This is a genomic window from Auraticoccus cholistanensis, assembly GCF_009742705.1.
GTDB lineage: Bacteria > Actinomycetota > Actinomycetes > Propionibacteriales > Propionibacteriaceae > Auraticoccus > Auraticoccus cholistanensis.
In genome coordinates this window covers 559486-584022 of sequence record NZ_WPCU01000010.1, presented here as the reverse complement: position 1 = coordinate 584022, position 24537 = coordinate 559486, and the positions used below count along the sequence as shown (strand labels likewise).

General features: G+C 74.6%; 21 protein-coding genes and 1 pseudogene. 14 read left to right on the top strand and 8 right to left on the bottom strand.

Annotation, left to right across the window (positions count from 1 at the left end):
- Positions 1–2: 2 nt before the first annotated feature.
- Complete coding sequence (locus GC722_RS16210) at positions 3–1316, bottom strand: ABC transporter substrate-binding protein (protein WP_156611811.1); 1314 nt, start codon at positions 1314–1316, stop codon at positions 3–5.
- Positions 1317–1566: 250 nt separating this feature from the next.
- On the opposite strand from GC722_RS16210, the gene GC722_RS16205 reads away from it, so the two are divergent.
- Positions 1567–4356, top strand: a complete 2790-nt coding sequence (locus GC722_RS16205; protein ID WP_197430218.1) for an alpha-L-rhamnosidase — start codon at positions 1567–1569, stop codon at positions 4354–4356.
- Positions 4357–4366: 10 nt separating this feature from the next.
- Here the strand turns inward: GC722_RS16205 and GC722_RS16200 are convergent, their stop codons facing one another.
- Complete coding sequence (locus GC722_RS16200) at positions 4367–5389, bottom strand: LacI family DNA-binding transcriptional regulator (protein ID WP_156611807.1); 1023 nt, start codon at positions 5387–5389, stop codon at positions 4367–4369.
- 157 nt (positions 5390–5546) lie between these two features.
- Between GC722_RS16200 and GC722_RS16195 the strand changes: the two genes are divergently transcribed.
- Positions 5547–6323, top strand: a complete 777-nt coding sequence (locus GC722_RS16195; RefSeq protein ID WP_156611804.1) for an inositol monophosphatase family protein — start codon at positions 5547–5549, stop codon at positions 6321–6323.
- A 13-nt stretch (positions 6324–6336) separates the two neighbouring features.
- Here the strand turns inward: GC722_RS16195 and GC722_RS16190 are convergent, their stop codons facing one another.
- The gene (locus tag GC722_RS16190; protein WP_197430217.1) at positions 6337–7140 is read right to left on the bottom strand and encodes an MBL fold metallo-hydrolase; all 804 of its coding nucleotides are present in this window, start codon (positions 7138–7140) and stop codon (positions 6337–6339) included.
- A 126-nt stretch (positions 7141–7266) separates the two neighbouring features.
- On the opposite strand from GC722_RS16190, the gene hrcA reads away from it, so the two are divergent.
- From hrcA to GC722_RS16175, 3 genes are all read left to right on the top strand, one after another.
- The gene (hrcA, locus tag GC722_RS16185) at positions 7267–8283 is read left to right on the top strand and encodes a heat-inducible transcriptional repressor HrcA (protein WP_331714966.1); all 1017 of its coding nucleotides are present in this window, start codon (positions 7267–7269) and stop codon (positions 8281–8283) included.
- 80 nt (positions 8284–8363) lie between these two features.
- A complete protein-coding gene (gene dnaJ, locus GC722_RS16180) occupies positions 8364–9542 on the top strand; it encodes a molecular chaperone DnaJ (protein WP_156611799.1) in 1179 nt (392 codons plus the stop codon).
- Positions 9535–10269 (top strand): 16S rRNA (uracil(1498)-N(3))-methyltransferase, encoded by a 735-nt coding sequence (locus tag GC722_RS16175; RefSeq protein WP_156611796.1) that lies wholly within the window; start codon positions 9535–9537, stop codon positions 10267–10269. The genes dnaJ and GC722_RS16175 overlap by 8 nt, the downstream gene beginning before the upstream one ends.
- Before the next feature lie 37 nt (positions 10270–10306).
- On the opposite strand, the gene GC722_RS16170 is transcribed toward GC722_RS16175, so the two are convergent.
- Complete coding sequence (locus GC722_RS16170; RefSeq protein ID WP_156611794.1) at positions 10307–11488, bottom strand: alpha-lytic protease prodomain-containing protein; 1182 nt, start codon at positions 11486–11488, stop codon at positions 10307–10309.
- Between the two features lie 259 nt (positions 11489–11747).
- Here GC722_RS16170 and GC722_RS16165 point away from each other — a divergent pair, with 259 nt between their 5' ends.
- The 6 genes from GC722_RS16165 to era all read left to right on the top strand — a co-directional run bounded on the left by GC722_RS16165 (position 11748) and on the right by era (position 16874).
- Positions 11748–12263, top strand: coding sequence for a Dps family protein (locus tag GC722_RS16165; protein ID WP_156611792.1), 516 nt, complete (start codon positions 11748–11750; stop codon positions 12261–12263).
- Positions 12264–12307: 44 nt separating this feature from the next.
- The gene (locus GC722_RS16160; RefSeq protein WP_156611790.1) at positions 12308–12826 is read left to right on the top strand and encodes a DUF5709 domain-containing protein; all 519 of its coding nucleotides are present in this window, start codon (positions 12308–12310) and stop codon (positions 12824–12826) included.
- A gap of 266 nt (positions 12827–13092) precedes the next feature.
- Complete coding sequence (locus tag GC722_RS16155) at positions 13093–14043, top strand: PhoH family protein (RefSeq protein WP_156612134.1); 951 nt, start codon at positions 13093–13095, stop codon at positions 14041–14043.
- A 10-nt stretch (positions 14044–14053) separates the two neighbouring features.
- A complete protein-coding gene (gene ybeY / locus GC722_RS16150) occupies positions 14054–14524 on the top strand; it encodes an rRNA maturation RNase YbeY (protein ID WP_331714965.1) in 471 nt (156 codons plus the stop codon).
- 45 nt (positions 14525–14569) lie between these two features.
- Positions 14570–15961: a hemolysin family protein gene (locus tag GC722_RS16145; protein ID WP_331714964.1), complete on the top strand. Its 1392-nt coding sequence runs from the start codon at positions 14570–14572 to the stop codon at positions 15959–15961.
- Positions 15942–16874 carry a GTPase Era gene (gene era, locus GC722_RS16140; RefSeq protein WP_156611788.1) on the top strand — a complete coding sequence of 311 codons (933 nt, stop codon included), beginning with the start codon at positions 15942–15944 and terminating at the stop codon, positions 16872–16874. Before GC722_RS16145 ends, era begins: the two co-directional genes overlap by 20 nt.
- 345 nt (positions 16875–17219) lie before the next feature.
- On the opposite strand, the gene GC722_RS16135 is transcribed toward era, so the two are convergent.
- Entirely contained in the window at positions 17220–17945 is a 726-nt protein-coding gene (locus GC722_RS16135) for a hemerythrin domain-containing protein (RefSeq protein ID WP_197430216.1), read from the bottom strand.
- Between the two features lie 286 nt (positions 17946–18231).
- Here GC722_RS16135 and leuA point away from each other — a divergent pair, with 286 nt between their 5' ends.
- Together leuA and GC722_RS16125 are read left to right on the top strand one after the other, a co-directional pair.
- Entirely contained in the window at positions 18232–19983 is a 1752-nt protein-coding gene (leuA, locus tag GC722_RS16130) for a 2-isopropylmalate synthase (protein WP_156611784.1), read from the top strand.
- A 5-nt stretch (positions 19984–19988) separates the two neighbouring features.
- The gene (locus GC722_RS16125) at positions 19989–21266 is read left to right on the top strand and encodes a neutral/alkaline non-lysosomal ceramidase N-terminal domain-containing protein (protein ID WP_156611782.1); all 1278 of its coding nucleotides are present in this window, start codon (positions 19989–19991) and stop codon (positions 21264–21266) included.
- Here GC722_RS16125 and GC722_RS16120 read toward each other — a convergent pair.
- A pseudogene (locus GC722_RS16120) lies at positions 21239–21919 on the bottom strand (isoprenyl transferase); the annotation flags it as partial. The gene GC722_RS16125 and the pseudogene GC722_RS16120 overlap by 28 nt on opposite strands.
- Before the next feature lie 130 nt (positions 21920–22049).
- A complete protein-coding gene (locus GC722_RS16115; RefSeq protein WP_156611780.1) occupies positions 22050–22607 on the bottom strand; it encodes a winged helix-turn-helix domain-containing protein in 558 nt (185 codons plus the stop codon).
- 60 nt (positions 22608–22667) lie between these two features.
- Between GC722_RS16115 and GC722_RS16110 the strand changes: the two genes are divergently transcribed.
- Positions 22668–23918: an MFS transporter gene (locus tag GC722_RS16110; protein ID WP_156611778.1), complete on the top strand. Its 1251-nt coding sequence runs from the start codon at positions 22668–22670 to the stop codon at positions 23916–23918.
- A gap of 27 nt (positions 23919–23945) precedes the next feature.
- Here GC722_RS16110 and GC722_RS16105 read toward each other — a convergent pair whose 3' ends face one another.
- Entirely contained in the window at positions 23946–24533 is a 588-nt protein-coding gene (locus GC722_RS16105) for a universal stress protein (protein WP_156611776.1), read from the bottom strand.
- Between the last annotated feature and the right edge of the window lie 4 nt (positions 24534–24537).

Sequence of the window (24537 nt, the reverse complement as noted above, 5' to 3'; positions counted from 1 at the left end):
CGTCACCAGCCCTCGAGGCCGAGCTGCTGGGCCTGCTTGCGCACGTCCTCGTCGTACTGGGCGGCACCGTCGGCGGCGCTGGTGATCCCCGAGCCGACCGCCACGGTGATGTTCTCCAGGTTGGGGCCCTTGATGGGGGAGAGGAACTCCAGCGCGGGCGTGGTGGCGCCGGAGTCGAAGTACTCCTGGATGTCGGCGATGATCGGCGGGGCGTCCTCGGGTGCGGGGCAGGCGCTGGTCACGAACGGCCCGCCGGGCACGAGGACCTCCGACTGCACGGCACACCCCTCGGGTGAGTTGAAGAAGGTCACGAAGCGCTTGGCCGCCTCGAGCTTCTCGTCCTCGGTGGTGCTGGGGATGTAGATGGCGTTGGGCTGCCACACCGTGATCGCGGTGTTGGCCGCGTCGTCGGCCGGCAGCGCGAACACCCCGATGTCGTCGACCGCGTCGGGGTTGTTCTGCTGGATCGTGGAGATCGAGTCGGTGAGCATCGGGTAGTGGGCGCCCTCGCCCTCGGCGAGCATCCGCAGCCCGTTCTCGAAGGTCGCCGAGGGGAAGTCCTCGTTGAACAGGTCGGCCTCGAAGGCCTCCTGCTGGTGGCGGAAGCCGGCCAGCCCGGGCTCCTCGGCGTAGGAGCGGTTGCCGGCGGTGTACTCGGCGGCCCACTGCGGGTCCGCGGACTGCACGTTGGCGAAGTCGCCCAGCACGAACAGCTGGCTGGTCCAGGTGTCGCCGTAGGTCTGGATGATCGGCGCCACGTCGGGTGCCTCGGCGGCGATCGTCTCGTTGTTGGCCATGAACTCCGACCACGAGGTGGGCACCTCCAGCCCGAGCTCCTCGTAGAGGGCCCGGTTGTACATCACCGCGCCCACCCGCGAGGTGCCCACCGGGGCGCCGTACAGGCCGTTGGGGGTGCTCACCACCTGCGCGAAGTCCTCGCTGAGGTCACCCACCCACGGCTGGTCCGACAGCGGCACCAGCGTCTGGTCGGGGTTGAGGGCCTGCAGCAGCGAGCCGGAGTTGTAGGTGAAGACGTCAGACATCTCCTGGGTGGAGAGCTTGGTCTTGGTGAGGTTGTCGCCCTCGGTGCCCCCGGGCTGGGTCTGCAGCTTGACCACGACGTCGGGGTTCGCCGTCTGGAAGGCCTCGATCATGGCCTCGGCCAGCGGAACGCTCGTCCCACCGTCCTGGGTCAGGAACTCGATCTCGACCGTGCCGCCGTCGGCGGCGCCGCCGCCTCCGCCGCAGGCCGCCAGGGACGTGGCCAGCACCGTCGCTCCCACGGCGATCGCGGCTCGTCGGTTCCGTGCGTTCATCTTGACCTCCTTGTCAGATGGGTGACGCGCGTTGAAACGGTTCAACACCTGCTCGCCACGGTAGGTCGGCGCGGCAGGTGTGTCAAGGATCACACGGGCGGGCTGGTTCTGGTCCCGGTCGAGCGCCGTCGGGGTGTCGTGCCATCCGTCGGTCGGGTGGTTGACACGTCTGATGAAACGTTTTCATGATGGCGGTGCGACGACGGCGTCCCTCTGTCGTGGCCACCCCACCCCGCGACAGGAGCCAGCCGTGACCACCGTCCCGACCCTCACCGTCGAGCGTCCCAGCGGTGACGACTTCGTGCCCACCCCCACCCCGGCGCTGAGCTGGACCACCGTCACCGACACCCCCGACTGGGTGCAGACCGGTGCCGAGCTCCGGCGCGACGACGGGGAGCCGGTCGTGCTCGAGGGCCCCGACTCGGTGCTGGTCCCCTGGCCGTTCGCCCCGCTCGCCCCGCGGGAGGCGGCGGACGTGCGGGTGCGGGTGCGCGGCCGCGACGGCGGGCCGGGGGAGTGGAGCGAACCGGTCACCGTCCGCGGCGGGTTCCTCGCCGAGGGCGCGTGGCGGGCGGAGGCGGTCGGGCTGCCCGGGCCGACGGCGGTCGCCCAGCCCGGGCTGGCGCGCACCGAGTTCGAGGTGGCCGGCGAGGTCCGCTCCGCCACGCTGTACGCCACCGCGCTCGGGGCCTACCAGGCGGTCCTCAACGGCACCGACGTCGACGACCAGGTGCTCAAGCCGGGCTGGACGGCCTACCAGTACCGCATGGTGCACGAGACCACCGACGTCACCGCGCTGCTGGTGCCGGGCACCAACGCCCTGGGCATCCGCTTCGCCGGGGCCTGGGCCACCGAGCGCTACGGACCCCCGGGGCGGCAGCGGGGCTTCTACGCCGAGCAGCCGCAGGTGGCCGCCCAGCTCGTGGTGGAGTACGCCGACGGGCGCCTCGAGGAGGTGCTCACCGGTCCCGGGTGGCGGGTGAGCCCCGGCCCGGTGGTGGCCAGCGGCATCTACCAGGGCGAGCACGTCGACCTCCGGCGGCGGCAGCCGGGCTGGGACAGCCCGGGGTTCGACGACTCCGGCTGGGCCCCGGCCGAGGTCCGGCCGAGCCCGGTGGTGCCCGAGCCGCGGCGCTCGCCCGCGGTGCGACGCACCGAGGAGCGCGGCGTGGTCGACGTGATCACCACGCCGTCGGGCGGGACGGTGCTCGACTTCGGGCAGAACCTGGTGGGACGGCTGCGGGTCCGGGTGCGCGGCGGCGCCGGCGAGGTGCTCACCCTGCGCCACGCCGAGGTGCTCGAGCACGGCGAGCTCGGCACCCGGCCGCTGCGGCGGGCGGCGGCCACCGACAGCTGCACCCTCGCCGGCACCGGCGAGGAGGTGTGGGAGCCCGAGTTCACCTTCCACGGCTTCCGCTACGCCGAGCTGAGCGGGGTGGAGGTCGACCCGTCCGACGTCACGGCCGTCGTCGTGCACAGCGACATGGAGCGCACCGGCTGGTTCAGCTGCTCGCACCCGCTGCTGGACCGGCTGCACGAGAACGTGGTGTGGAGCCTGCGCGGCAACTTCCTCTCCCTGCCCACCGACTGTCCGCAGCGCGACGAGCGGCTGGGCTGGACCGGCGACATCCAGGTGTTCGCACCCACGGCCGCCTTCCTCTACGACACCCGCGGCTTCCTGGCCTCCTGGCTGCGCGACCTGGCGCTGGAGCAGCGTCACGCCGGCGGGGTGGTCCCCTTCGTGGTGCCGAACCCGCCGCCCCGCACCCCGCCGCGGCCGGCGGCGGCCTGGGGGGACGCCGCCTGCGTGGTGCCGTGGGTGCTCTTCGAGCGCTTCGCCGACCGGCAGGTGCTGGCGGACCAGCTGGACAGCGCCCGTGCCTGGACCGACGTGGTGGTGGCGCTGGCGGGGGAGAGGTCGCTGTGGGAGGGCTGCTTCCAGTTCGGCGACTGGCTGGACCCGGTGGCGCCCCCGGACCGCCCGGCCGCGGCCGCCACCTCGCCGGACCTGGTGGCCACGGCCTACGTCTTCCGCTCCGCGCAGCTGACGGCCCGGGCCGCCGCCGTGCTGGGCCACGACGAGGTCGAGCGGTGCTACCGGGAGGTCGCCGAACGCGTGCGGACGGCCTTCCTGGCCGAGTACGTCACCCCGGCGGGGCGGATGATGTCGGACGCGCAGACCGCCTACGCGCTGGCCATCGCCTTCGACCTCGCCCCGCCCGAGCAGCAGCAGGCCCTGGGCGACCGGCTGGCCGGGCTGGTCCGCGAGCAGGGCTACCGGATCGGCACCGGGTTCGTGGGCACGCCGATCATCTGCGACGCGCTGACCCGCACCGGCCACGCCGCCACCGCGGGCCGCCTGCTGACCCAGACCGAGAACCCGTCGTGGCTCTACCCGGTCACCATGGGGGCGACCACCATCTGGGAGCGGTGGGACTCGATGCTGCCCGACGGCACCATCAACCCCGGCCAGATGACCTCGTTCAACCACTACGCCTTCGGCGCGGTGGCCGACTGGCTGCACCGCTGCCTGGCCGGGCTGGCCCCGGCGGAGCCGGGCTACCGGGTGCTGCGCATCGCCCCCGTCCCGCTCGCCGGCCTCGACCACGCCGCCGCCGAGCACCGCACCCCCTACGGGCCCGCCCGGGCCGGCTGGCGGCGCGACGGCGACGAGCTGGTGGTGCAGGCCACCGTCCCGCCGAACACCACCGCGCGGGTCCGGCTGCCCGACGGGCGGGAGCTGACGGTCGGCTCGGGGGACCACGCCTGGACGTGCCCGGCGCGGGCGCCGGCGCAGCCCTCCACCCCCCTCGGCCTGGACTCGCCGCTGACCCGGCTGGTCGACGACCCGACGGGCTACGCGGCCTTCTTCGAGGGGCTCGCGGCGGTCGACCCGGCGCTGGCCGAGGACGTCCGTGCCCACACCCGCTGGGTCCCCGGCCGGACGGTGGAGGAGCTGCTCGGCCGCAAGGTCCCCGACGAGGCCCGGGCCGACATCGCACGGCGGCTCGCCGAGGTCGGCTCCCGCGGGTCCGGCTGAGACGCCCCGCTCAGCCCCGCGGCGGGGCGGTGGAGCCCCGGGCCACCAGGGAGACCTCGAGCAGCACGTGGGCCGGGCCCGCGTCGTCGCCCAGCAGCATGCCGGCGGCCAGCCGTCCCTTGTCGACGATCGGCTGCGCCACCGTGGTGAGGTCGCCGATGGCGGCCTCGTCGATGTCGTCGAAGCCGGCCACCGAGATCTGGCCCGGCACCTGCACCCCGCGCTCGCGCAGCTCGTGCTGCAGACCGAGGGCGAGCACGTCGCTGGAGCAGACCACCGCCGTCGGCCACGGGTCCACGGCCAGCACCGCGTCCGCGGCCGCCCGGCCGGTGTCGAAGGAGTTGTGGCGGGCGGAGAAGATCGTCACCTCCGCGTCGGGCAGCGCCGAGCGCAGGCCGGTGACCCGGTCGACGTAGTCCAGGTCGGCCAGCGCCTCGACGGCGGTGACCGGCGTCCCGGTCGAGGAGCTGGTGCCCACCACGCAGGCCACCCGCCGGTGGCCCAGACCGTGCAGGTGGGCACCCACCAGCTCGCCGGCCCGGACGTCGTCCACGGCCACCGAGTGGTCGCCCGCGCCGGGGTAGGTGGTGACCACCGGCAGACCGCGGCGGCGGGCGTGCTCCAGCACGCTGGGGTGGGTGTCGAAGGTGAGGGTGATGATGCCGTCGATGTTGGCCCGCTGGATCGCGCTCAGGTCCGGCCCGCCCTCGGGGTGCTCGGCGCTGAGCAGCAGCACGCTCACCCCGGCCCGCTCGCAGGCCTGGGTCACCCCGACCAGGAAGCCGATGGCGTAGGGGTCGGAGAAGGCGTAGGAGAGCTGGTTGGACAGCAGCACGCCGATCGCGCCGGCCCGGCCCGAGCGCAGCGACCGCCCGGCCGCGCTCGGCCCGGGGTAGCCGAGCTCCTCGGCGGTGGCCAGGATCCGCTCCCGCAGCGCCGCCGACAGCTGCCCGGGGCGGTTGTAGGCGTTGGAGACCGTCGAGGGCGACACCCCGCACGCCTCGGCGACGGTGCGGATCGTGATCCGGCCCATGGGTCTCCTCGCGTCGGGGCGCCTGCGCCCGGGCGGGCGTCGCGGCTGGTGGGCATTGTGGCACCTGGGACGGCGCGCCACCCGACGAGGCGGCCCGCGCGGGAGGTGGGGCACCCGGGCGGGCGGGCGCGGTCCCGGCCGTGGTTGGCTGTCCACCATGGACACCTCCGACGTGCTGCAGCTGATCGTCACGGTGGCCGAGGACGTGGTCACCCCCCGCTTCCGCCGCCTCGGCGAGGGCCAGGTGCGGGAGAAGAACCCCGGCGACCTCGTCACGGTGGCCGACACCGAGGCCGAGGCCGCGCTGACCGCCGCGCTCAGCGCCGCCCACCCCGACGCCCTGGTGGTGGGCGAGGAGGCGGTGGCCGCCGACCCGTCGCTGCTGGACGGGCTGGGTCGGGCCGAGCACGCCTGGGTGATCGACCCCATCGACGGCACCGCCAACTTCGTCCGCGGCTCGGAGGACCACGCCGTGATGGTGGCCGAGCTCCGCTCCGGGCGGGCGGTGCGGGCCTGGATCCACCAGCCCCAGCACCGCACCTCCTGGGTGGCCGAGCTCGGCGCCGGCGTGTGGCGCGACGGCCACCGGGTGCACCGCGAGCCGGTCGGCGACGACCCGGGCAGCTGGCGCGGGGTCAGCTCCCGGGCCCGCTGGCGCGACGCCTCCTTCCCGCCGCTGGGACCGATCGGCACCTCGGCCTGGTGCTGCGGGGTGGACTACCCGCGGCTGCTCACCGGCGAGACCGACTTCGTGGTGTACTCCGCGCCCCGGCCGTGGGACCACGTGCCGGGCACGCTGATGCTGCGCGAGCTGGGCGGTGAGGCCCGGCTGACCACCGGCGAGCACTACCGGGCCACCTCCGGGGGCGCTCCGCTGGTGGTGGGCGCGAGTCCCCGCGTCACCGACACGGTGGTCGACGCCCTCGCGGGGTGAGAGGCGCCCGGGGTCAGTCCGGGCGGCGGACGGGGGTGATCGGCAGGTCGCGGGACGGCCGCACGCCCCGCTCGGTGAGCCGCCGGTAGCCGGTGGGGACGCCGGCGGCGACGTGCTCGACCGGGAAGGGCCAGCTGCCCTGCGCGGCGGCCTGCTCCACCGGGGTGCCGGCCACCAGCAGCCGCTCGATCTCCCCGGCCACGGCCGCCACCTGACCGCGCTGCAGCAGCGCGTCGGAGAAGGAGAGGGCGGGACCGTGCCCCGGCAGCGCCCGGACGCGGCCGCCGGCCAGCAGACCGAGCACGGCGTCCAGGGTGGCCGGCCAGGCGTCCGGGGCCGAGTCCTCGCCCCACCACGGCGGACCCGCGGACTCCAGCAGGTCGCCGACCAGCACGACGCCGGCGTCGGCCACCACCACCACGACGTCGGAGGTGGTGTGGCCCTCGCCCAGGTGGGCCAGCTCGACCCAGCGACCGCCGAGGTCCACACCGGCCGCCAGCGCGAAGGGACGGTTGGGGGCCGCCAGCGCGGCCGGGTCCAGCCCGAGCCGGCGGGCCGCCGTGCGGGCCGGCTCCGCCCTCAGCGCCTCGGCCAGGCCCTCGTGGCCCCAGGTGGTCAGGTCGTCGAAGGCGGCGAGCCCGAAGGCGTGGTCGGAGTGGGCGTGGGTGGCCACCGCGCCGCGCACCGGCAGCCCGGTCAGCTCCTCGGCCTCGGCCCGCAGCGCCCGGCCCTGCTCCGGCGTGGAACCGGGGTCGACCACCAGCGCCGCCTCCTCGCCGGCCACCACCGCCACGGTGACCGAGTCCGGCTCGGCCACGGCCCTCCACACCCGGTCGGCCACCAGCTGCCACGACCCGGACCTACCCGCTCCTGGTTGCACAACGGCTAGACTGGCACTCTGCCGGGAGGAGTGCCAGTCGCCCCGTGCGGGGAGGAGGAGGACGTGCTGGAGGACAGGAAGCTGCAGGTGCTGCGGGCCATCGTGTCCGACTACGTCTCCAGCCAGGAGCCGGTCGGTTCCAAGGCCCTGGTCGAGCGCCACAACCTCGGCGTCTCGCCGGCCACCGTCCGCAACGACATGGCCGCGCTGGAGGAGGAGGGGTACATCACCCAGCCCCACACCAGCGCCGGGCGCATCCCCACCGACAAGGGCTACCGGCTCTTCATCGACCGCCTCGCCGGGGTCAAGCCGCTGTCGCCGGCGGAGCGCCGCGCCATCAGCACCTTCCTCTCCGGCGCCCTCGACCTCGACGACGTGGTGGGCCGCACCGTCCGGCTGCTGGCCCAGGTCACCCGCCAGGTCGCGATCGTGCAGTACCCGGTGCTCAGCAGCGAGTCGCTGCGCCACATCGAGCTCGTCTCGCTCAGCGCCGACCGGGTGCTGGCCATCGTCATCACCAGCACCGGCAAGGTGCACCAGCGCTCGGTGGACCTGCCCGGGCACGGCGAGGCCGACCTGGCCGAGCTGCGCACCCTGGTCAACGCGGCCACCGCCGGTGCCAGCCTGACCGACGCCGCCAGCAGCCTGGGCACGATGGCCGACCACGTCCCCCCGCACCTCGGCGCGATGGCCGCCCAGGTCAGCAGCACCCTGCTCGAGGTCCTCGGCACCAGCACGGCCACCCGCGTGGTGGTGGGCGGGGTGCCGAACCTGACCCGGTTCGGCGACGAGTTCGAGACGACGGTCAAGCCGGTGCTGGAGGCCCTCGAGGAGCAGGTGGTGCTGCTCAAGCTGCTGGGCGAGGCGGCCACCCCGGGCGACGTCACGGTGCGGATCGGGCAGGAGAACCCGTACCGTGAGCTGCAGACCACCTCCCTGGTGGCCAGCGCCTACGGCAGCGACGGCGACATCTGGGCCAGCCTGGGCGTGGTGGGGCCCACCCGCATGGACTACCCCTCCACCATGGCCTCGGTGCGAGCCGTGGCCCGCTACGTCGGCCGCTTCCTCGCCGAGAGCTGACCCGCCCGCCCACCCGACCACGGGCCACGCCGCTGGCCCCTCCCACCCGCGCACCCGGGAAGAAGGACGACGACACGACGATGAGCACCGACTACTACGAGGTCCTGGGCGTCCCGCGCGACGCGACCGAGGACCAGATCAAGAAGGCCTACCGCAAGCTGGCCATGAAGGTGCACCCCGACGTCGCCCAGACCGAGGACGCCAACGAGAAGTTCAAGCAGATCAACGAGGCCTACGAGACCCTCAAGGACCCCCGCAAGCGCGACATCTACGACCGCGGCGGCGACCCGAGCTCGATGGGCGGCTTCGGCGGCCAGGGCTTCCCCGGCGGGTTCGGCGGCAGCGCCGGCTTCGACTTCACCAACCTCGTCGACGCCATGTTCGGCGGCCAGGCCACCCGCGGCCCCCGCTCGCGGGTGCGCCGCGGCCAGGACGCGCTCGTCCGGCTGCAGCTGGACCTGGCCGAGGCGGCGTTCGGCATCACCAAGCCGGTCCGGGTCGACACGGCCGTGCTGTGCCCGGTCTGCAGCGGCAAGGGCGCGGCCGACGGCGGCGAGCCCACCCGGTGCCCCACCTGCCACGGCCAGGGCGAGGTCACCGCGGTGCAGCGCTCCTTCCTGGGCGACATCCGCACCACCCAGCCCTGCCCCGGCTGCCGCGGCTACGGGACGATCATCCCCAACCCCTGCCACGAGTGCGCCGGGGAGGGCCGCGTCCGCGCCCAGCGCACCATCAACGTCAAGATCCCGGCCGGGGTGGCCACCGGCAACCGGATCCACCTGGCCAACCACGGCGAGGTCGGCCCCGGCGGCGGTCCCGCCGGGGACCTCTTCGTCGAGCTGGCCGTGCGCAACCACGACGTCTTCCGCCGCGAGGGCGACGACCTGGAGATGGTGGTGCGGATCCCGATGACCGCCGCCGCGCTGGGCACCACGGTGACCGTGCAGACGCTGGCCGCCGACCGTCCCGACGACGACCTCGGCGAGCCCGAGGTCGAGCTGGAGGTGCCCGCCGGCACCCAGTCCGGGGCGCGGGTGGCCGTCCCCGGCCAGGGCGTGCCGCGGCTGCGCGGCGGCGGCCGGGGCGACCTGGGCGTCACCTTCCTGGTGCAGACCCCGACCCGGCTGGACGAGGAGCAGCGCGAGCTGCTGCGCCGCCTGGCCGAGCTGCGCGACGAGGCCACCGTGCAGCCCACGGTGCAGAAGACCGGCAAGGGCGTGTTCTCCCGCCTCCGCGAGGCCTTCGGCGGGCATGACTGACCCCTGCTTCCTGCACCCCCTGCAGCCGTCGCCGGCGGTGGGGGACACCGTGCTGCTGGACGGGCCGGAGGGCCGTCACGCCGCCACGGTCAAGCGGCTGGCCCCGGGGGAGTCGGTGGTGCTCGCCGACGGCGGGGGCCGCGGCGTCCGCGGCGAGGTGGTCTCGGCCGAGCGCTCCGAGGTCCGGGTGCTGGTCCGGGAGCTGCTGACCGAGACCCCGCGCCCCTGGCACCTGACGGTGGTGCAGGCCCTGCCCAAGGGCGACCGGGCCGAGCTGGCGGTGGAGGTGCTGACCGAGGTCGGGGTGGACGTGGTGGTGCCCTGGCAGTCGGCGCGCTCGGTCGTGCGCTGGCAGGGCGAGCGCGGCGAGCGGTCCCGGGCGAGGTGGCAGGCCAGTGCCCGCGAGGCGGCCAAGCAGTCGCGCCGGCTGAGCGTCCCGGTGGTCGAGCCGGTGCACAGCACCCGCCAGCTGGTGCCGCGGCTGGCCGGGGTCGACCACGTGCTGGTGCTGCACGAGTCCGCCGCCCGGACGCTGGCCGCCGACCCGCCGCCGGTCGGCGGTTCGCTGGCGCTGGTGGTCGGGCCCGAGGGCGGCATCACCGATGAGGAGCTGTCCGCCCTGGCCGGGGCCGGCGGGCGCCCGGTGCTGCTCACCGACACCGTGCTGCGCACCTCCACCGCCGGGGTGGTGGCCGTCGCGCAGCTGCTGGCGCTGGCCGGCCGGTGAGCCGGGGGCCCACCGGCCGGCGCGCGGGTGGTGCCCCTCAGCTGGTCAGCAGCCGCAGCCCCTCGCGCTGCAGCACCTCGTTCAGCGGCTGGAAGTAGGCGGCGTTGCGCTGGCCCACCTTCTCGCCGCAGACGAGGCTGCCGCCGGAGCTGTAGAGGGCGCCGCCGCTGCTGACCCCCTGGGCCTGCGTGCCGGAGACGTTGGCGCCGCCGGAGTCGCCCTGCTCGACGCAGGCGGTGTGCTCGGTCAGCCCGCTGACGATGTCACCGCCGCCGTAGTTGACCGTGCGGTTGAGCCCGGTGACCCGTCCGCAGGTCCAGTCGGTGGTCCGTCCGCTCTTGCACAGGTTGGCGCCCACCGCGGCCGCCGTGGACCCGGCGACCCGGACGGAGGAGCCGTCGTAGGTGTCGACCGCGGCCACCAGGGTGTGCGTGCTGGCGGCGGCGATGGTGCCCCAGTCGTCGCCGGGGAAGCGGGTGCTGCGGTGCGTGCCGAGTGTGGTGCCCCGGAAGGTGAAGCGGCTGGCGCCCTCGGTGCAGTGCCCCGCGGTCACCACCACCGGGCGGCCGGCGGAGTCGCGGGCGCCGAAGCCGGTGGAGCACACGTAGGCGTTGTCGATGACGTACTCCTGGCCGCCCAGCACCGAGGCCAGCGGACGGATCTCGGCCCCGCTGCGCACGACCTCCGCGCCCAGCTCCTCGGCCTCGGCCACGAAGGCCTCGGTGGCGGCGTCGTCGGCGCCGGCGGCCACCTCGACGGTCACGGCGTTGGAGCGGGGGTCGGCGCCCCAGCTGAGCACGCCGCCGGCCCCGCCGGTGCGGGCCAGGCGGTCGAGCCGGGCCTGGACGGCGTCAAGGTCGGCCTGGCTGCGCCGGACGGTCTCGGGCCTGGCGCCCGCGGCACGGACCTCGGCCGCCGCCTCGTCGGTGGTGACCGCCACCACGAGCTCGTCGCCGGCGATCCAGCTGCCGGCGTGCTCGCTGTCGGCGAGGGAGGCGTCGAGGCGGGCGGCCTTGGCGCTGAGGGCGTTCTCGGTGGCGATCTGCTGGCGGGCCTGGGCCACGGTGGTGCCCTCGCTGCGGGCGAGCGCCTGCTCCATGCCGGAGCGGGCCTCGGCCGAGGCGGGGGCCGGTCCGACGCCGCCGACCACCGCGCAGGCGGTGAGGGCGGCGACGGCCAGGGTGAGCACGCGGGGGCGTGCGGGACGGGGGTGGGTCACGGCTGAGCCTTCCTGTGGCGTCGCTTCGGGGGCCGAGCGACAGGGGGGTGGGTCACTCTGCCGATCCGCCCGGAGGCGGAGCGTGGCGCCGACGCTAAGCACCGGCCCGGACGCCGTCAAGGGCGGTCCTGCGTCCGGGCGGCCGGCGGTGTGGCTCGGCCGGGGCCGGGTAACGTCGCGACGGCCCCGTCATGCGGGGCCGTGTGCGTGACGAGCCGGCCGGTGACCGACCGGCCGCGAGCGAGGAGAGGAGAACAGCATGGTGAGACCGGCCTTCAAGGCGTCCCAGGAGCTGGCCGACCACCTTCAGGCGGTGCACGTGGACCTGATCGAGCTGCACCTGCAGGGCAAGCAGGCCCACTGGAACGTGGTCGGCCGCAACTTCCGCGACCTGCACCTGCAGCTCGACGAGATCGTCGACGCCGCCCGCCAGTTCTCCGACGACGTGGCCGAGCGCATGCGCGCGCTCTACATCACCCCCGACGGCCGGGCGACCACGGTGGCCGAGAAGACCTCGCTGCCGCCCTTCCCCGAGGGCGAGGTGGACACGACCACGACCGTCGACCTGGTGGTGGCGGCCATGTACGCCGCCTGCGCCCGGATGCGGGAGGTGCACGACGCCGTCGACGCCGAGGACCCGACCAGCGCCGACATCCTGCACGGCATCCTGGAGCGGCTGGAGCAGCTGGCCTGGATGGTCGGCGCGGAGAACCGCGAGGCCAACGTGACCCCGCCGCCGCCGATCCGCGAGGGCGCCGGGACCCCGCTCACCTGAGCGGTCCCGCCCAGGACCACCGACCCGACACAGCGAGGAGCACCATGAGCGACTACTCAGACGACATCGTCCCCGACGAGGCCGAGCAGCTGGACCAGGGCGAGTTCCACCGCACCCTGGAGGACGAGAAGCCCGGCGACGACCCGCTCGACCAGGGCTTCACGGCCCCCGACGGCTGGTCGGCGGCCGAGGGCTTCGGCAACACCGTCGCCGAGCAGCGCGAGGGCGAGACCCTCGACCAGCGGATCGCCCAGGAGGAGCCCGACATCGGCGTGGACGACGACCTGCCCGCCCCGCAGACCCTGGACTCCGACACCACCGCGGAGGACGTCGTGGCCGAGGACGCGGAGTTCCTCGACGACGCCCAGGTGGGCGACGAGCGGGCCGGCCGGCTGACCTCCTCCTCCGGCGGGGAGGGGATGGGCGTGCCCGACGTCGAGAAGGACCTGGTGGCCACCGACGTCGGCATCGACAACGCCGGTGCCGGGGCCGAGGAGGCCGCCGTGCACGTGGTGGACGACGACACCGTCACGCTGCCCGACGACCCGGACCTGCGGGTCTGACCACCCCGGGTGGCGTGCGGAGCCGGCCTCCGCGCGCCACCTGGCCGCTTCCGGCAACTCCCTGGGGCGCCGGGCGTCGGCGACGTAGGATGGCGGCACAGACACGATCGCCGGAGGCCACTGACGTCCCGGCGGAACCACGGAGGACCATCCTGACGACACCACAGGGCGCGAGCATCCACCCCACCACCGGTGAGGGGCCGGCGCTCGCCACCACCGCGGAGGTCGGCGGCACCCGCCGCATCACCGTCCCCACCTCCATCGACATGGTCAACGTCCTCGGCCCCCGCGACGAGTTCCTGCGGATCCTCGAGCGCGAGCTGGACGCCGACATCCACGTGCGGGGCAACGAGGTCACCCTCACCGGCGCCCCCGAGGCCATCGCCCAGGGCGCCGACGTGCTGACCGAGATGATCACCGTGCTGCGCACCGGCCAGGGTCTGGCCGCCGACACCGTCGAGCGGCTGGTCTCGATGATGGGCCAGAGCGCCGACACCACCCCGGCCGAGGTGCTGACCCAGAACATCCTGTCCAACCGCGGCAGGACGATCCGGCCCAAGACGCTGAACCAGAAGCGCTACGTCGACGCCATCGACCGCCACACCGTCGTGTTCGGCATCGGCCCCGCCGGTACCGGCAAGACCTACCTGGCCATGGCGAAGGCGGTGCAGGCGCTGCAGCGCAAGGACGTCAACCGCATCATCCTGACCCGGCCGGCGGTCGAGGCGGGGGAGAGCCTGGGCTTCCTGCCCGGCACGCTGAACGAGAAGATCGACCCCTACCTGCGTCCGCTCTACGACGCGCTGCACGACATGGTCGACCCCGACTCGATCCCGCGGCTGCTGACCTCCGGCACCATCGAGGTGGCCCCGCTGGCCTACATGCGCGGGCGCACCCTCAACGACGCCTTCATCATCCTCGACGAGGCCCAGAACACCTCGATGGAGCAGATGAAGATGTTCCTGACCCGGCTCGGGTTCGGGGCCAAGATGGTGGTCACCGGCGACATCACCCAGGTCGACCTGCCCGGGGGCACCCGCAGCGGTCTGCGCGCGGTGCAGGGCGTGCTCGAGGGCGTGGAGGACATCGCCTTCTGCCAGCTCACCAACCACGACGTGGTGCGGCACAAGCTGGTCGGGCGGATCGTCGCCGCCTACGACCAGTTCGAGTCGGTGCAGGCCGAGCAGAACGGCGCACGCCGCCGCTCGAACCGGTGACGGGCCCGCGGTGACGGTCGAGCTCAACAACGAGTCGGGCCAGCAGGTCGACACCGCTGGCCTGGTGGCCCTGGCGACGTTCGTGCTGGACCGGCTGCGGATCCACCCGCTGGCCGAGCTGAGCATCGTGCTGGTCGACGAGGAGACCATGTCGGCCTACCACGAGCGGTTCATGGGCGAGCCCGGTCCCACCGACGTGCTCTCCTTCCCGATGGACGAGCTGCGCGCCCCGCTGGACGACGAGGACCCGCCGGAGGGGCTGCTGGGCGACATCGTGCTGTGCCCGAGCGTCACCAGCCGGCAGGCCGCCGAGCACGGCCGGACCGCCGAGCAGGAGGCGGAGTACCTGCTGGTGCACGGCCTGCTGCACCTGCTCGGTCACGACCACGCCGAGCCCGAGGAGAAGAAGGTCATGTTCGACCTCAAGGACGCGCTGCTGGCCGCCTGGGCCGACGAGCGCCCGCTCGCCCGGGGGCGCTGAGGTGGACGACGACCAACCCCCGCCGGCGGCCCGGAGGGCGGCGCGGTGACCCAGGCCGACGTCGTGCTGCTGGTCTCCGCCGGCGTGCTGGCCGTGGTGGCCGCCCTGCTGGCGGCGGCCGAGTCCGCGCTCGCCTCCTTCTCCAAGGCCCGCGCCCAGGAGCTCGTCGACGACGGGCGTCCGGGTGCGGCCCGGCTGCTGGTGGTGGTGCAGGACCCGGCGCCGTACCTCAACACCGCGCTCTTCCTGCGCACCATCTGCGAGATCACCGCGATCGTGCTGGTCGCCGACGTGGTCTTCGCCCACCTCGAGCCGACCTGGCTGCAGTACCTGGTGGCCGCCGGGTCGATGATCGTCGTCTCGTTCCTGCTGTGGGGCGTCGCCCCGCGCACGCTGGGCCGCCAGCACGCCGACCGGGTGGCCTGCGCCGCCGCCGGGCCGCTGGGGGCGCTGACCTCGGTGCTCGGCCCGGTGCCGCAGCTGCTCATCCTCATCGGCAACGCGCTCACCCCGGGCCGCGGGTTCAGCGACGGGCCGTTCTCCAGCGAGGCCGAGCTGCGTGAGCTGGTGGACATGGCCGAGGCCAGCGAGCTGATCGAGGCGCGCGAGCGCCGGATGATCCATTCCGTCTTCGAGCTCGGCGACACCATCGTCAAGGAGGTGATGGTGCCGCGCACCGAGATCGTCTCGATCGAGGAGCACAAGTCGCTGCGGCAGGCGGTCTCGCTGGCGCTGCGCTCGGGCTACAGCCGGATCCCGGTCACCCGCGACGGGCTGGACGACGTCGTCGGCGTGGTCTACCTCAAGGACCTGATGCGCCGCCAGTTCGACAACCCGCGCGCCGAGACGTCGGAGCGGGTGTCGAAGGTGATGCGGCCGGTGACCTGGGTGCCCGACTCCAAGCCGGTGGACGCCCTGCTGCGCGAGATGCAGCTGACCCGCAGCCACCTGGTCATGGTGGTCGACGAGTTCGGCGGCACCGCCGGGCTGGCCACCATCGAGGACATCCTGGAGGAGATCGTCGGCGAGATCGTCGACGAGTACGACCGCGAGGTCGATCCCGTCACCGAGCTCGGGCCGGGCCGCTACCGGGTCACCTCGCGGCTGGCCGTCGACGAGGTCGGAGAGCTGTTCGGGATCCGGCTCGAGGACGAGGACGTCGACACCATCGGCGGGCTGCTGGCCAAGCACCTGGGACGGGTCCCGATCGCCGGCTCCTCGGTGGTCGTCGAGGGCCTGGAGCTGGTGGCCGAGCGCGCCGGCGGGCGGCGCAAGGGCATCGGTACCGTGCTGGTGCAGCGCGCGCCCGAGGAGGGCGGGCCGGCCGCCGAGCCGGACGACACCGACGGCGCCGAGCAGCCCGAGCCCGACCCACGACCCGTCCAGCACACGCCGGACACCACCAGAGCAGGAGCCGATGACCACCACACCGCCTGAGTTCCGCTCGGGGTTCGCCTGCTTCGTCGGCCGGCCCAACGCCGGCAAGTCCACGCTGACCAACGCCGTCGTGGGCAGCAAGGTGGCCATCGCCTCCTCCAAGCCGCAGACCACCCGGCACGCGGTCAAGGGCATCGTCACCCGCCCCGACGCGCAGCTGGTGCTGATCGACACCCCCGGGCTGCACAAGCCCCGGACCCTGCTGGGCGAGCGGCTCAACGACGTCGTGCGCGCCACCTGGTCCGAGGTCGACGTGATCGGCGTCTGCCTGCCCTCGGACCAGCGGATCGGGCCCGGCGACACCTACCTGGTGCAGCAGGTCGCCGCGCTCAGCCGCCGTCCCAAGCTGGTGGCGCTGGCCACCAAGACCGACCTCGTCTCCGGGCCCCGGCTGCGCGAGCACCTGATGTCCATCGGCGCGCTGGAGGCCGAGCTGGGGCTGCGCTGGGAGCACATCATCCCGGTGTCGGCGCTGACCGACGACCAGGTCGACGTGGTCACCGACGAGATCATCGGGCTGCTGCCGCCCGGCCCGGCCTACTACCCGGACGGCGAGGTGACCGACGAGCCCGACGAGGTGCTGGTGGCCGAGCTGATCCGCGAGGCCGCGCTGGAGGGCGTCCGCGACGAGCTGCCGCACTCGATCACCGTGGTGGTGGACGAGATGGGGCTGCGCGAGGGCCGCCCCGAGGACAAGCCGCTGCTCGACGTCTTCGCCACCATGGTGGTCGAGCGCGACTCCCAGAAGGGCATCGTCATCGGCCACCGGGGCTCGCGGCTGCGCGACGTCGGCACCGCCGCCCGCATGCAGATCCAGACCCTGCTCGGCACCCCGGTCCACCTGGACCTCAAGGTCAAGGTCATGAAGGACTGGCAGCGCGACGCCAAGTCCCTCAACCGCCTCGGCTTCTGACCCTCCGTCACGCGCCGCCCCGCCCCCGTCCCAGCGCCCCGCACCCTGCCCGGCTGTATGTCGTCGGGGTCACGGTCGGCGTGGCGCGGCGTGTCGCCGTGTCCGGGCGCCACGGCGTACACGTCTTCAGGGCCGCGGCCGCGAGCCCGGCTCAGGCGGCCCGCAGCCGGGCCCGGACACGCGCCCGGACGGGGATGAGGGCGATCACCCTGGGAACGTGTACGCCGTCGGGCCGTGACAGCCCGACACGCCGCGACACGCCGACCGTGACCGCGACGACATACACGCGGGCAGGGCGGCGGCGGTCGGGAGGTGCGGAAGCCGGGAGCGGGGAAGTGCGGCGGGTCAGGTGCGGTCGGAGCGGCCGGAGTGGGTGCTGGGGTCCTCGCCCTCGGTGAGCGGCGGCACGTGCTCGAGGCGGCCGGCGACGCCGGCGGCGGCCCGGCTGAGCCCGCCGGCGAGCTGGGCCACCCGGCCGTCCCGGGTGCGGGCGGTGCGGTCCAGCAGGTCGCGGGAGCGGTCGAGCACGGTCATCGGCAGCGCGGCCGCCACGTTGCCCGGCGGGCGGCGGGCCACCACCGGGTGCGGGCGCGTCGGCGCGATCCGACGCACCACCTCCCACGACAGCCCGAGCTGGACGAGCCCGCGGCGCCCCAGCTTCTCCTGCAGCCGGGGGAGCAGCTCGTCCTCCTCGTCGCGGACGTCCTCGCGCAGCAGCTCGACGATCCTCGGCCACAGCTCCTCGTGGCGGCCGTCGCCGGGCGTGGTCTGCTCCAGCTCGCTCCACAGCTCGTTGATCTCCTGGTGCTCCTGCTCGATCTGCAGGGTGAGCTGCTCGCCCTCCGGCAGCACCCGGCGGATCGCGGGCCACAGCACCGACTCCTCGGCGAAGGCGTGCGGGAACACCAGCCGGGCCAGGTCGGTGAGCAGGTCCAGGCGCTCGTCGCCCTCGGCGGCGTCGATGGCGTGCACCAGCCGGTCGAGCTCCTGGTGGTCGCGCTGCTGGCGGACGAGCACGCTGCGCGGCCCGCCCAGCTGGCGCTCGGTCTGACGGGCGATCGACGTCACCACGGCTGCTCCTCCTTCGCTCGGGCACTGACCTCCTCCGGCTACCCCGGCAGCGCGGGTCCATGCGGCCCGTGCCCGCCCGGCCGGCCCGGCGCCCCCGCCCCGCCCGTGCCGCGCGTCCACCATCCGACCCCGCGGGATTGGCGGGCCGGGCCGCCTGGGCTATGGTGCGGGTGTGGCACGGTTCCTCCTCCTCACCTGCCGCAGCGGGGCTCAGTACACCTGACCGGCCTCCTCGCTGCGGAGTTCGTCGTGCCGTTCCCACGGACCCAGGAGCAGAGGACACCCGATGACCATCCCCACCACCAGCCGTTCCACCCGCCCGCAGCCGCGCCCGGTGCAGCAGCCCAGCCCGATGCCGTTCGGCCGCTACACCGCCTTCCAGCCCGTCGACGTCCCCGACCGGACCTGGCCGACGAAGAAGATCACCCAGGCGCCGCGGTGGCTCTCCACCGACCTGCGTGACGGCAACCAGGCGCTGATCGACCCGATGACCCCCGCCCGCAAGCACCGCATGTTCGAGATGCTGGTGCGGATGGGCTACAAGGAGATCGAGGTCGGCTTCCCCTCCGCCAGCCAGACCGACTTCGACTTCGTCCGCCAGCTGATCGAGCAGGACCTGCTCCCCGACGACGTCACCATCTCGGTGCTGACCCAGGCGCGGGAGGACCTGATCGAGCGGACCGTGGAGTCGCTGGTCGGGGCGCACCGGGCCACCGTCCACCTGTACAACGCCACCGCCGAGCTGTTCCGCCGGGTGGTGTTCAAGATGGACGAGGCCGAGTGCATCGCGCTGGCCACCCGCGGCACCGAGCTGGTGATGAAGTACGCCGAGGAGAAGCTGGCCGGCGTCGAGTTCGGCTACCAGTACTCCCCGGAGATCTTCACCCAGACCCCCACCGACTACGCGGTGGAGGTCTGCAACGCGGTGATGTCGGTCTGGCAGCCGGGCCCGGGCCGCGAGATCATCCTCAACCTGCCGGCCACGGTCGAGATGTCGACGCCCAACACCTACGCCGACCAGATCGAGTACTTCTCCCGCTCCATCGACCACCGCGAGCACGCCGTCATCTCGCTGCACCCCCACAACGACCGGGGGACCGCGGTGGCCGCCACCGAGCTGGCGCTGATGGCCGGTGCCGACCGCGTCGAGGGCTGCCTGTTCGGCCACGGCGAGCGCACCGGCAACGTCGACCTGGTGACCCTGGGGATGAACCTGTTCAGCCAGGGCATCGACCCCAAGATCGACTTCTCCGACATCGACGAGATCCGTCGCACGGTGGAGTACTGCACCAACCTGCCGGTCCACCCGCGCCACCCCTACGCGGGCGACCTGGTCTACACCGCCTTCTCCGGCTCCCACCAGGACGCCATCAAGAAGGGTCTGGAGGACCTCGAGCGCAAGGCCGCCGAGCAGGGCGTGGACGTCCACGAGGTCGCCTGGGAGGCGCCCTACCTGCCCATCGACCCCCACGACGTCGGCCGCTCCTACGAGGCCGTGATCCGGGTCAACTCCCAGTCCGGCAAGGGCGGGATGGCCTACATCATGAAGTCCGAGCACCGCCTCGACCTGCCCCGGCGGCTGCAGATCGAGTTCTCCCGGGTGGTGCAGCAGCGCAGCGACACCGAGGGCGGCGAGATGTCGGCCGACCTGCTGTGGGACATCTTCCGCGGCGAGTACCTGGAGCCCGCGGGCCCGCTGGTGCTGGCCGAGGTGCACACCCGCTCCGGGGTCGAGGTCGACGACCAGATCGAGGCCCGGGTGGTCGACCGCGGCACCGAGCGCACCGTCAGCGGCGAGGGCAACGGCCCGGTGTCGGCCTACGTGGACGCGCTGTCCAGCATCGGCTACCCGGTCCGGGTGCTGGACTACACCGAGCACGCCCTCTCCGCCGGCGGCGACGCCCTGGCCGCGGCCTACCTCGAGTGCGAGGTGGGCACCGGCGAGCAGGCCCGCGTGGTGTGGGGGGTCGGCATCGACGCCAACATCACCCGCGCCTCGCTCAAGGCGGTCACCGCCGCGGTGAACCGGGTCGGCTGAGCGAGGTGGGTCCGCACGAGCTCGCCGTCGGCGTCGGCGTCGCCGAGCTCGAGCTGCCGGACCCGGTGCGGATGGTGGGCTACGCCGCCCGCACCGAGCCCAGCACGGGCACCCACGACCCGCTGACCGCGCGCGCCCTGGACCTCACCGACGCCGTGCTGGTGGTGCTCGACGTCTGCGGGCTCACCGCCGCCACCTGCCGGCGGGTGGCCGAGCAGGTGCGGCCGGACGATCCCGGCGCGGTGCACCTGCTGACCACCCACACCCACGCCGGCCCGGAGTGCACCCCGGGCCGGCTCGGCGGGTGCCGGCCCGAGGTCGAGCAGGCCCTGGTGGAGGCCGCCGTCACGGCCTGCCGGCGGGCGGCGGCCGCCCGCGTCCCCTGCACCCTGCACCGCGGCTCGGCCCGGGGCGCCGGGGTCGCGCGGAACCGCCGCCACCCCGACCGCGAGGTCGATCCGCCGGTGGACGTGCTGCGGTGCACCGACGCCGACGGACGGGTGCGTGCGGTGCTGGTCGGCTACGCCTGCCACCCGGTGGTGCTGGACGCCAGCAACCGCCAGCTGTCGGCGGACTTCGTGCACGGGCTGCGGACCGAGGTCGAGGAGGCCCTCCCCGGCGCCGTCGCGGTCTTCGCCACCGGCTGCGCCGGCGACCTCAACGACGGCCACCCGGCCGAGGCCTCCTACACCACCGAGCCGGACCCGGCGCGCGGCTTCGCCGCCGCGGAGGAGATCGGCCGCCGGCTCGGCCGGCTCGCGGTCGCGGCCCCGACCCGGCCGCTGAGCTCGCCGGTCGTGACCGTCCGCCGCGGCGAGGTGGAGCTGGAGCTGCAGCAGCTCGAAGACGCCGCCGTGAGCGCCGACGTCGAGCGGTGGCGCCGGCGCGCCCGGCAGGCGCCGGCCGGGGAGCGGGCGCTGCTGGCCAGCTGGATCGACTGGGCCGAGCACCGGGTGCCGGCGGACCGGTACACGGTGCCGGTCGCCCTGCTCGGACTCGGCGACCTGTCGCTGGCGCTGCTGCCGGGCGAGCCGTTCTGGCGGACCGCGGAAGAGCTCACCGCGGCGCTGCCGGGTGACGTGGTGGTGCTGGGCTACGCCGACGACTGCCCCGGCTACCTGCCGACCCGCGAGGAGTACCAGCACGGCGGCTACGAGGTGGCCGACGCCCACCGCTACTACGGGATGCCGGCCCCGTTCGCCCCCGGCTCGGCCGAGCGGCTGGTCGCATCCGTGGTCTCGCTGGCCGCCTCGCCGACCTGGTTGGGCACGGCCCCGCCGTAGCGGCGGTCCCGGGCGGCGTAGACCTCGAGGGCGTGCCAGAGGTCGCGGCGGTCGAAGTCGGGCCAGAGCCGGTCCAGGAAGACCATCTCGGCGTAGGCGGACTGCCAGAGCAGGAAGTTGGACGTGCGCTGCTCGCCCGAGCTGCGCAGGAACAGGTCCACGTCGGGGATGTCGGGCTCGTCGAGGAACTGCCGGAACCGGTCCTCGGTCAGCCGGGACGGGTCCAGCCGCCCCTCGCGGGCCAGCTCGGCGATCCGGCGGGCGGCGTCGACGATCTCGGCCCGGCCGCCGTAGTTGACGCAGAACTGCAGGGTCAGCACGTCGTTGTCCGCGCTCTGCTGCTCGGCCGTCTCCAGCTCCTCGATCACGCTCTTCCACAGCCGCGGACGCCGCCCGGCCCACCGGATCCGGACCCCCATCGCGTCGAGCTGGTCCCGGCGGCGGTGGATCACGTCGCGGTTGAAGCCCATCAGCCAGCGGACCTCGTCGGGGGAGCGGCGCCAGTTCTCGGTGGAGAAGGCGTAGGCCGACAGGTAGGGGATGCCGACCTCGATCGCCCCGGCGATGACGTCGAAGAGGGCGTCCTCGCCACGGGCGTGCCCGTCGGTGCGGGGGAGCCCCCGGGCCTTGGCCCAGCGGCCGTTGCCGTCCATCACGATCGCGACGTGGCGCGGCAGCGAGCCCGCCGGCAGCCGGGGAGGACGGGCCCCGCTCGGGTGCGGGTCCGGTGCGCGCCGGGCCGGCCGCGGCGAGGGGGGTCGTCTGCGTGCCACGGCGGGAACTCTAGTCCGCGGGGTCGTCCAGCGGGGCGACCGCCAGCGCCAGCCGCACCCGGGGCACCTCGGGGCCGTTGGCCTCCGACCGCCGGCTCCAGCGCTCGGCCAGCGCCAGCAGCTCGGTGCGGAGCTCCTCCACCTCCTCCGGGCGCAGCCGGTGGGTGCCGGTGGAGAGCAGCGAGCGGTCCTGCTCACCGGGCAGGCCCGCGGTCAGGTCGTCGGCCAGGATGCCCAGCTGCGCCCGCACCGTCAGCTCCAGCGCCGAGCGCTGCGCGGGGTCGTCGGGGCGGCCGAGGTTGAGGCTGCGGTGGCTGCGGCGCCACGGCCGGGTCCGCTGGTCGCCCTCGCCGGGGGCGCGCTCGATCAGCCCGTGCCGCTCGAGGAAGCGGAGGTGGTGGCTGGCCGCCGAGGGCGTCAGGCCGGTCAGCCGGGCCACCTCGGTGGCCGTCAGCGTCCGGGTGCTGCCGATCTCCATCAGCACCCGCATCCGCACCGGGTGACCGAGCGCGCGGAGCAGCGCCGGGTCGGAGACGTCGAGGGTGTCCTGCAGCGGGCCGGCGTCCATGTCCCCAGCGTAGCTGTGAAGCGTTGACTTCAGGATTTATGAAGCCTACGCTTCACGATCATGAAGTCAACGCTTCGTATCTCTCCGGCGCAGGCCGCCGACCTCCGCTGGCTGCTCGCCGGGCGCTCCGCCGCGACCTTCGGCTCGGCCGCCGCCTTCCTGGCGCTGACCCTGCAGGTGGCCGCCGCCGGCCAGCCGCTGCTGCTGACCGCGCTCTACCTGTCCAACGCCGTGCCGGCCATCGCCATGGCGCCGCTGGCCGGACGGCTGGTCGACCGGGTCGACTCCCGCCGGCTGCTGCTCGTGCTGGGGGTGGTCCAGGTGCTGCTGGCCGCGACCCTCGCGGTCCTCCCGCACACGCCGGGGGAGGGGATCCTGGGCGGGCTGCTGCCGCTTCTGGTCGCCCAGATGGTGCTGCAGGCGTCGCTCGCGGTGACGCTGCCGTGCTGGGCGGCGCTGGTGCCCCACGTGGTGGGGGAGCAGGCGGTGGCGCGCGTCAGCGGTCACCAGCTCTCGCTCTCCGCGCTGGCCGGGGCGGCCGGGGCCGGGGTCGCGGCGCTGCTGCTGGAGCAGCTGGGGTTCGCCGCCACCGTGCTCGTGCAGGCCGGCGCCTTCGCGCTGGAGACGCTGGCCGCGGCCCGCGTCCGCACGGTCCGCCGGCCGCAGCCGGCCGCACCGCGGGGAGAGCGGGCCCGGGGCGGCTGGCAGGTCGTCCGGGCCGACCGGGTGCTGCTCACCGTGCTGCTGTCCTCGGTGGCGGTGGTGCTGGCCGTGGAGGCCACCAACGTGCTGCGACCGGTGCTGGTCACCGTCGACCTGGGGGCCCCGGCGTGGCTGTACGCCCTCGGCACCTCCGCGGCCTTCGCCGGCCAGGTGGTCGGCGCGCAGCTGGCCGGGCGGATCGGCTCCGAGCGGACCCGGGTGCTCAGCTGCGCCACCGGCACCCTGGCCATGGGCAGCGGTCTGCTGCTGACGGGCCTGCTGGCCGACGCCTGGGCCGCCGCCGCCCTCGGCCTGCTCGTGGCGGCGGGCTCCGGGGCCTACAACACCTCCGTGGGTGCGCTGCTGGTGCTGCGCGCCCCCGACGCCTCCCGCGGCCGGGTGCTGGCCACGTTGACCGGCTGCACCCGGACCGCGTCCGTGCTGGCCCTCACCCTCGGCGGGCTGGCCGCCGGCTGGTGGGGGGCGGCGGGCTCCTACGTCGCCCTCGGCGGCCTCGCGGTGGCCGTGGGCGCCGTCATGGTCGTCGTGCTCCGGCGGGCGCTGCGCGACGAACCCGCCGCGGCCGCGCTCGTCCCCGCCGTCCCCTGACGGCCCCCACCCGGGCGGTCGCCCGGCTCAGGGCTGGGCGGAGGGCGGGGGCATCGGCGGGCGGTAGCCCGGGCGTCCCGCCATCGCCACCGACCGCAGTGCCGCCCGCCCCACCGCCCGTCCGGCCCGCTGCACCGCGCTGGGACGCTGCCCCGAGATGGCCGGCGGCATCACCACCACCGGGCAGGAGGCGGCGTAGACGATCCGCTGGGCGAACAGCGGCGCCCCGGTCATTGCCCGGGGGGCGTCGATCACCAGCAGGTCGGCGTCCTGGGCGGCGGCCAGCAGCACCGACTGGCTGCTGCCCCGCACCAGCCGGACCTCGGCCTGGTGGTCCTCGCCGAGCACGGCGGCGACGTCGCGGCGCAGGATCTCCAGCGCGTTCTGCTCCACCGCCGACTCGCGCTGCACCCGGCTGCCGATGCCGCCCGAGGTGGTGGGCGGCGGCGAGGGCATCCGCCAGGCCCGGACGGCCACCAGCCGCCCGCCGTTCTGCCGGGCCTGCGCCGCCCCCCAGACCAGCGCGGTGGGGGAGCCCGAGGTGGCGCTCACCCCCACCACCACGGTGTAGGGCCGGTCCGGCGCGCCGGCCCCGCTCTCGTCCTGAACGCTCATCCGT

Excerpts from the sequence above, each read along its gene's own strand:
- GC722_RS16210 (WP_156611811.1), bottom strand. The coding sequence starts at position 1,316 with ATGAACGCACGGAACCGACGAGCCGCGATCGCCGTGGGAGCGACGGTG.
- GC722_RS16200 (WP_156611807.1), bottom strand. The coding sequence starts at position 5,389 with ATGGGCCGGATCACGATCCGCACCGTCGCCGAGGCGTGCGGGGTGTCG.
- GC722_RS16195 (WP_156611804.1), top strand. The coding sequence starts at position 5,547 with ATGGACACCTCCGACGTGCTGCAGCTGATCGTCACGGTGGCCGAGGAC.
- dnaJ (WP_156611799.1), top strand. The coding sequence starts at position 8,364 with ATGAGCACCGACTACTACGAGGTCCTGGGCGTCCCGCGCGACGCGACC.
- GC722_RS16175 (WP_156611796.1), top strand. The coding sequence starts at position 9,535 with ATGACTGACCCCTGCTTCCTGCACCCCCTGCAGCCGTCGCCGGCGGTG.
- GC722_RS16165 (WP_156611792.1), top strand. The coding sequence starts at position 11,748 with ATGGTGAGACCGGCCTTCAAGGCGTCCCAGGAGCTGGCCGACCACCTT.
- GC722_RS16160 (WP_156611790.1), top strand. The coding sequence starts at position 12,308 with ATGAGCGACTACTCAGACGACATCGTCCCCGACGAGGCCGAGCAGCTG.
- GC722_RS16155 (WP_156612134.1), top strand. The coding sequence starts at position 13,093 with ATGGTCAACGTCCTCGGCCCCCGCGACGAGTTCCTGCGGATCCTCGAG.
- era (WP_156611788.1), top strand. The coding sequence starts at position 15,942 with ATGACCACCACACCGCCTGAGTTCCGCTCGGGGTTCGCCTGCTTCGTC.
- leuA (WP_156611784.1), top strand. The coding sequence starts at position 18,232 with ATGACCATCCCCACCACCAGCCGTTCCACCCGCCCGCAGCCGCGCCCG.
- GC722_RS16115 (WP_156611780.1), bottom strand. The coding sequence starts at position 22,607 with ATGGACGCCGGCCCGCTGCAGGACACCCTCGACGTCTCCGACCCGGCG.
- GC722_RS16110 (WP_156611778.1), top strand. The coding sequence starts at position 22,668 with ATGAAGTCAACGCTTCGTATCTCTCCGGCGCAGGCCGCCGACCTCCGC.
- GC722_RS16105 (WP_156611776.1), bottom strand. The coding sequence starts at position 24,533 with ATGAGCGTTCAGGACGAGAGCGGGGCCGGCGCGCCGGACCGGCCCTAC.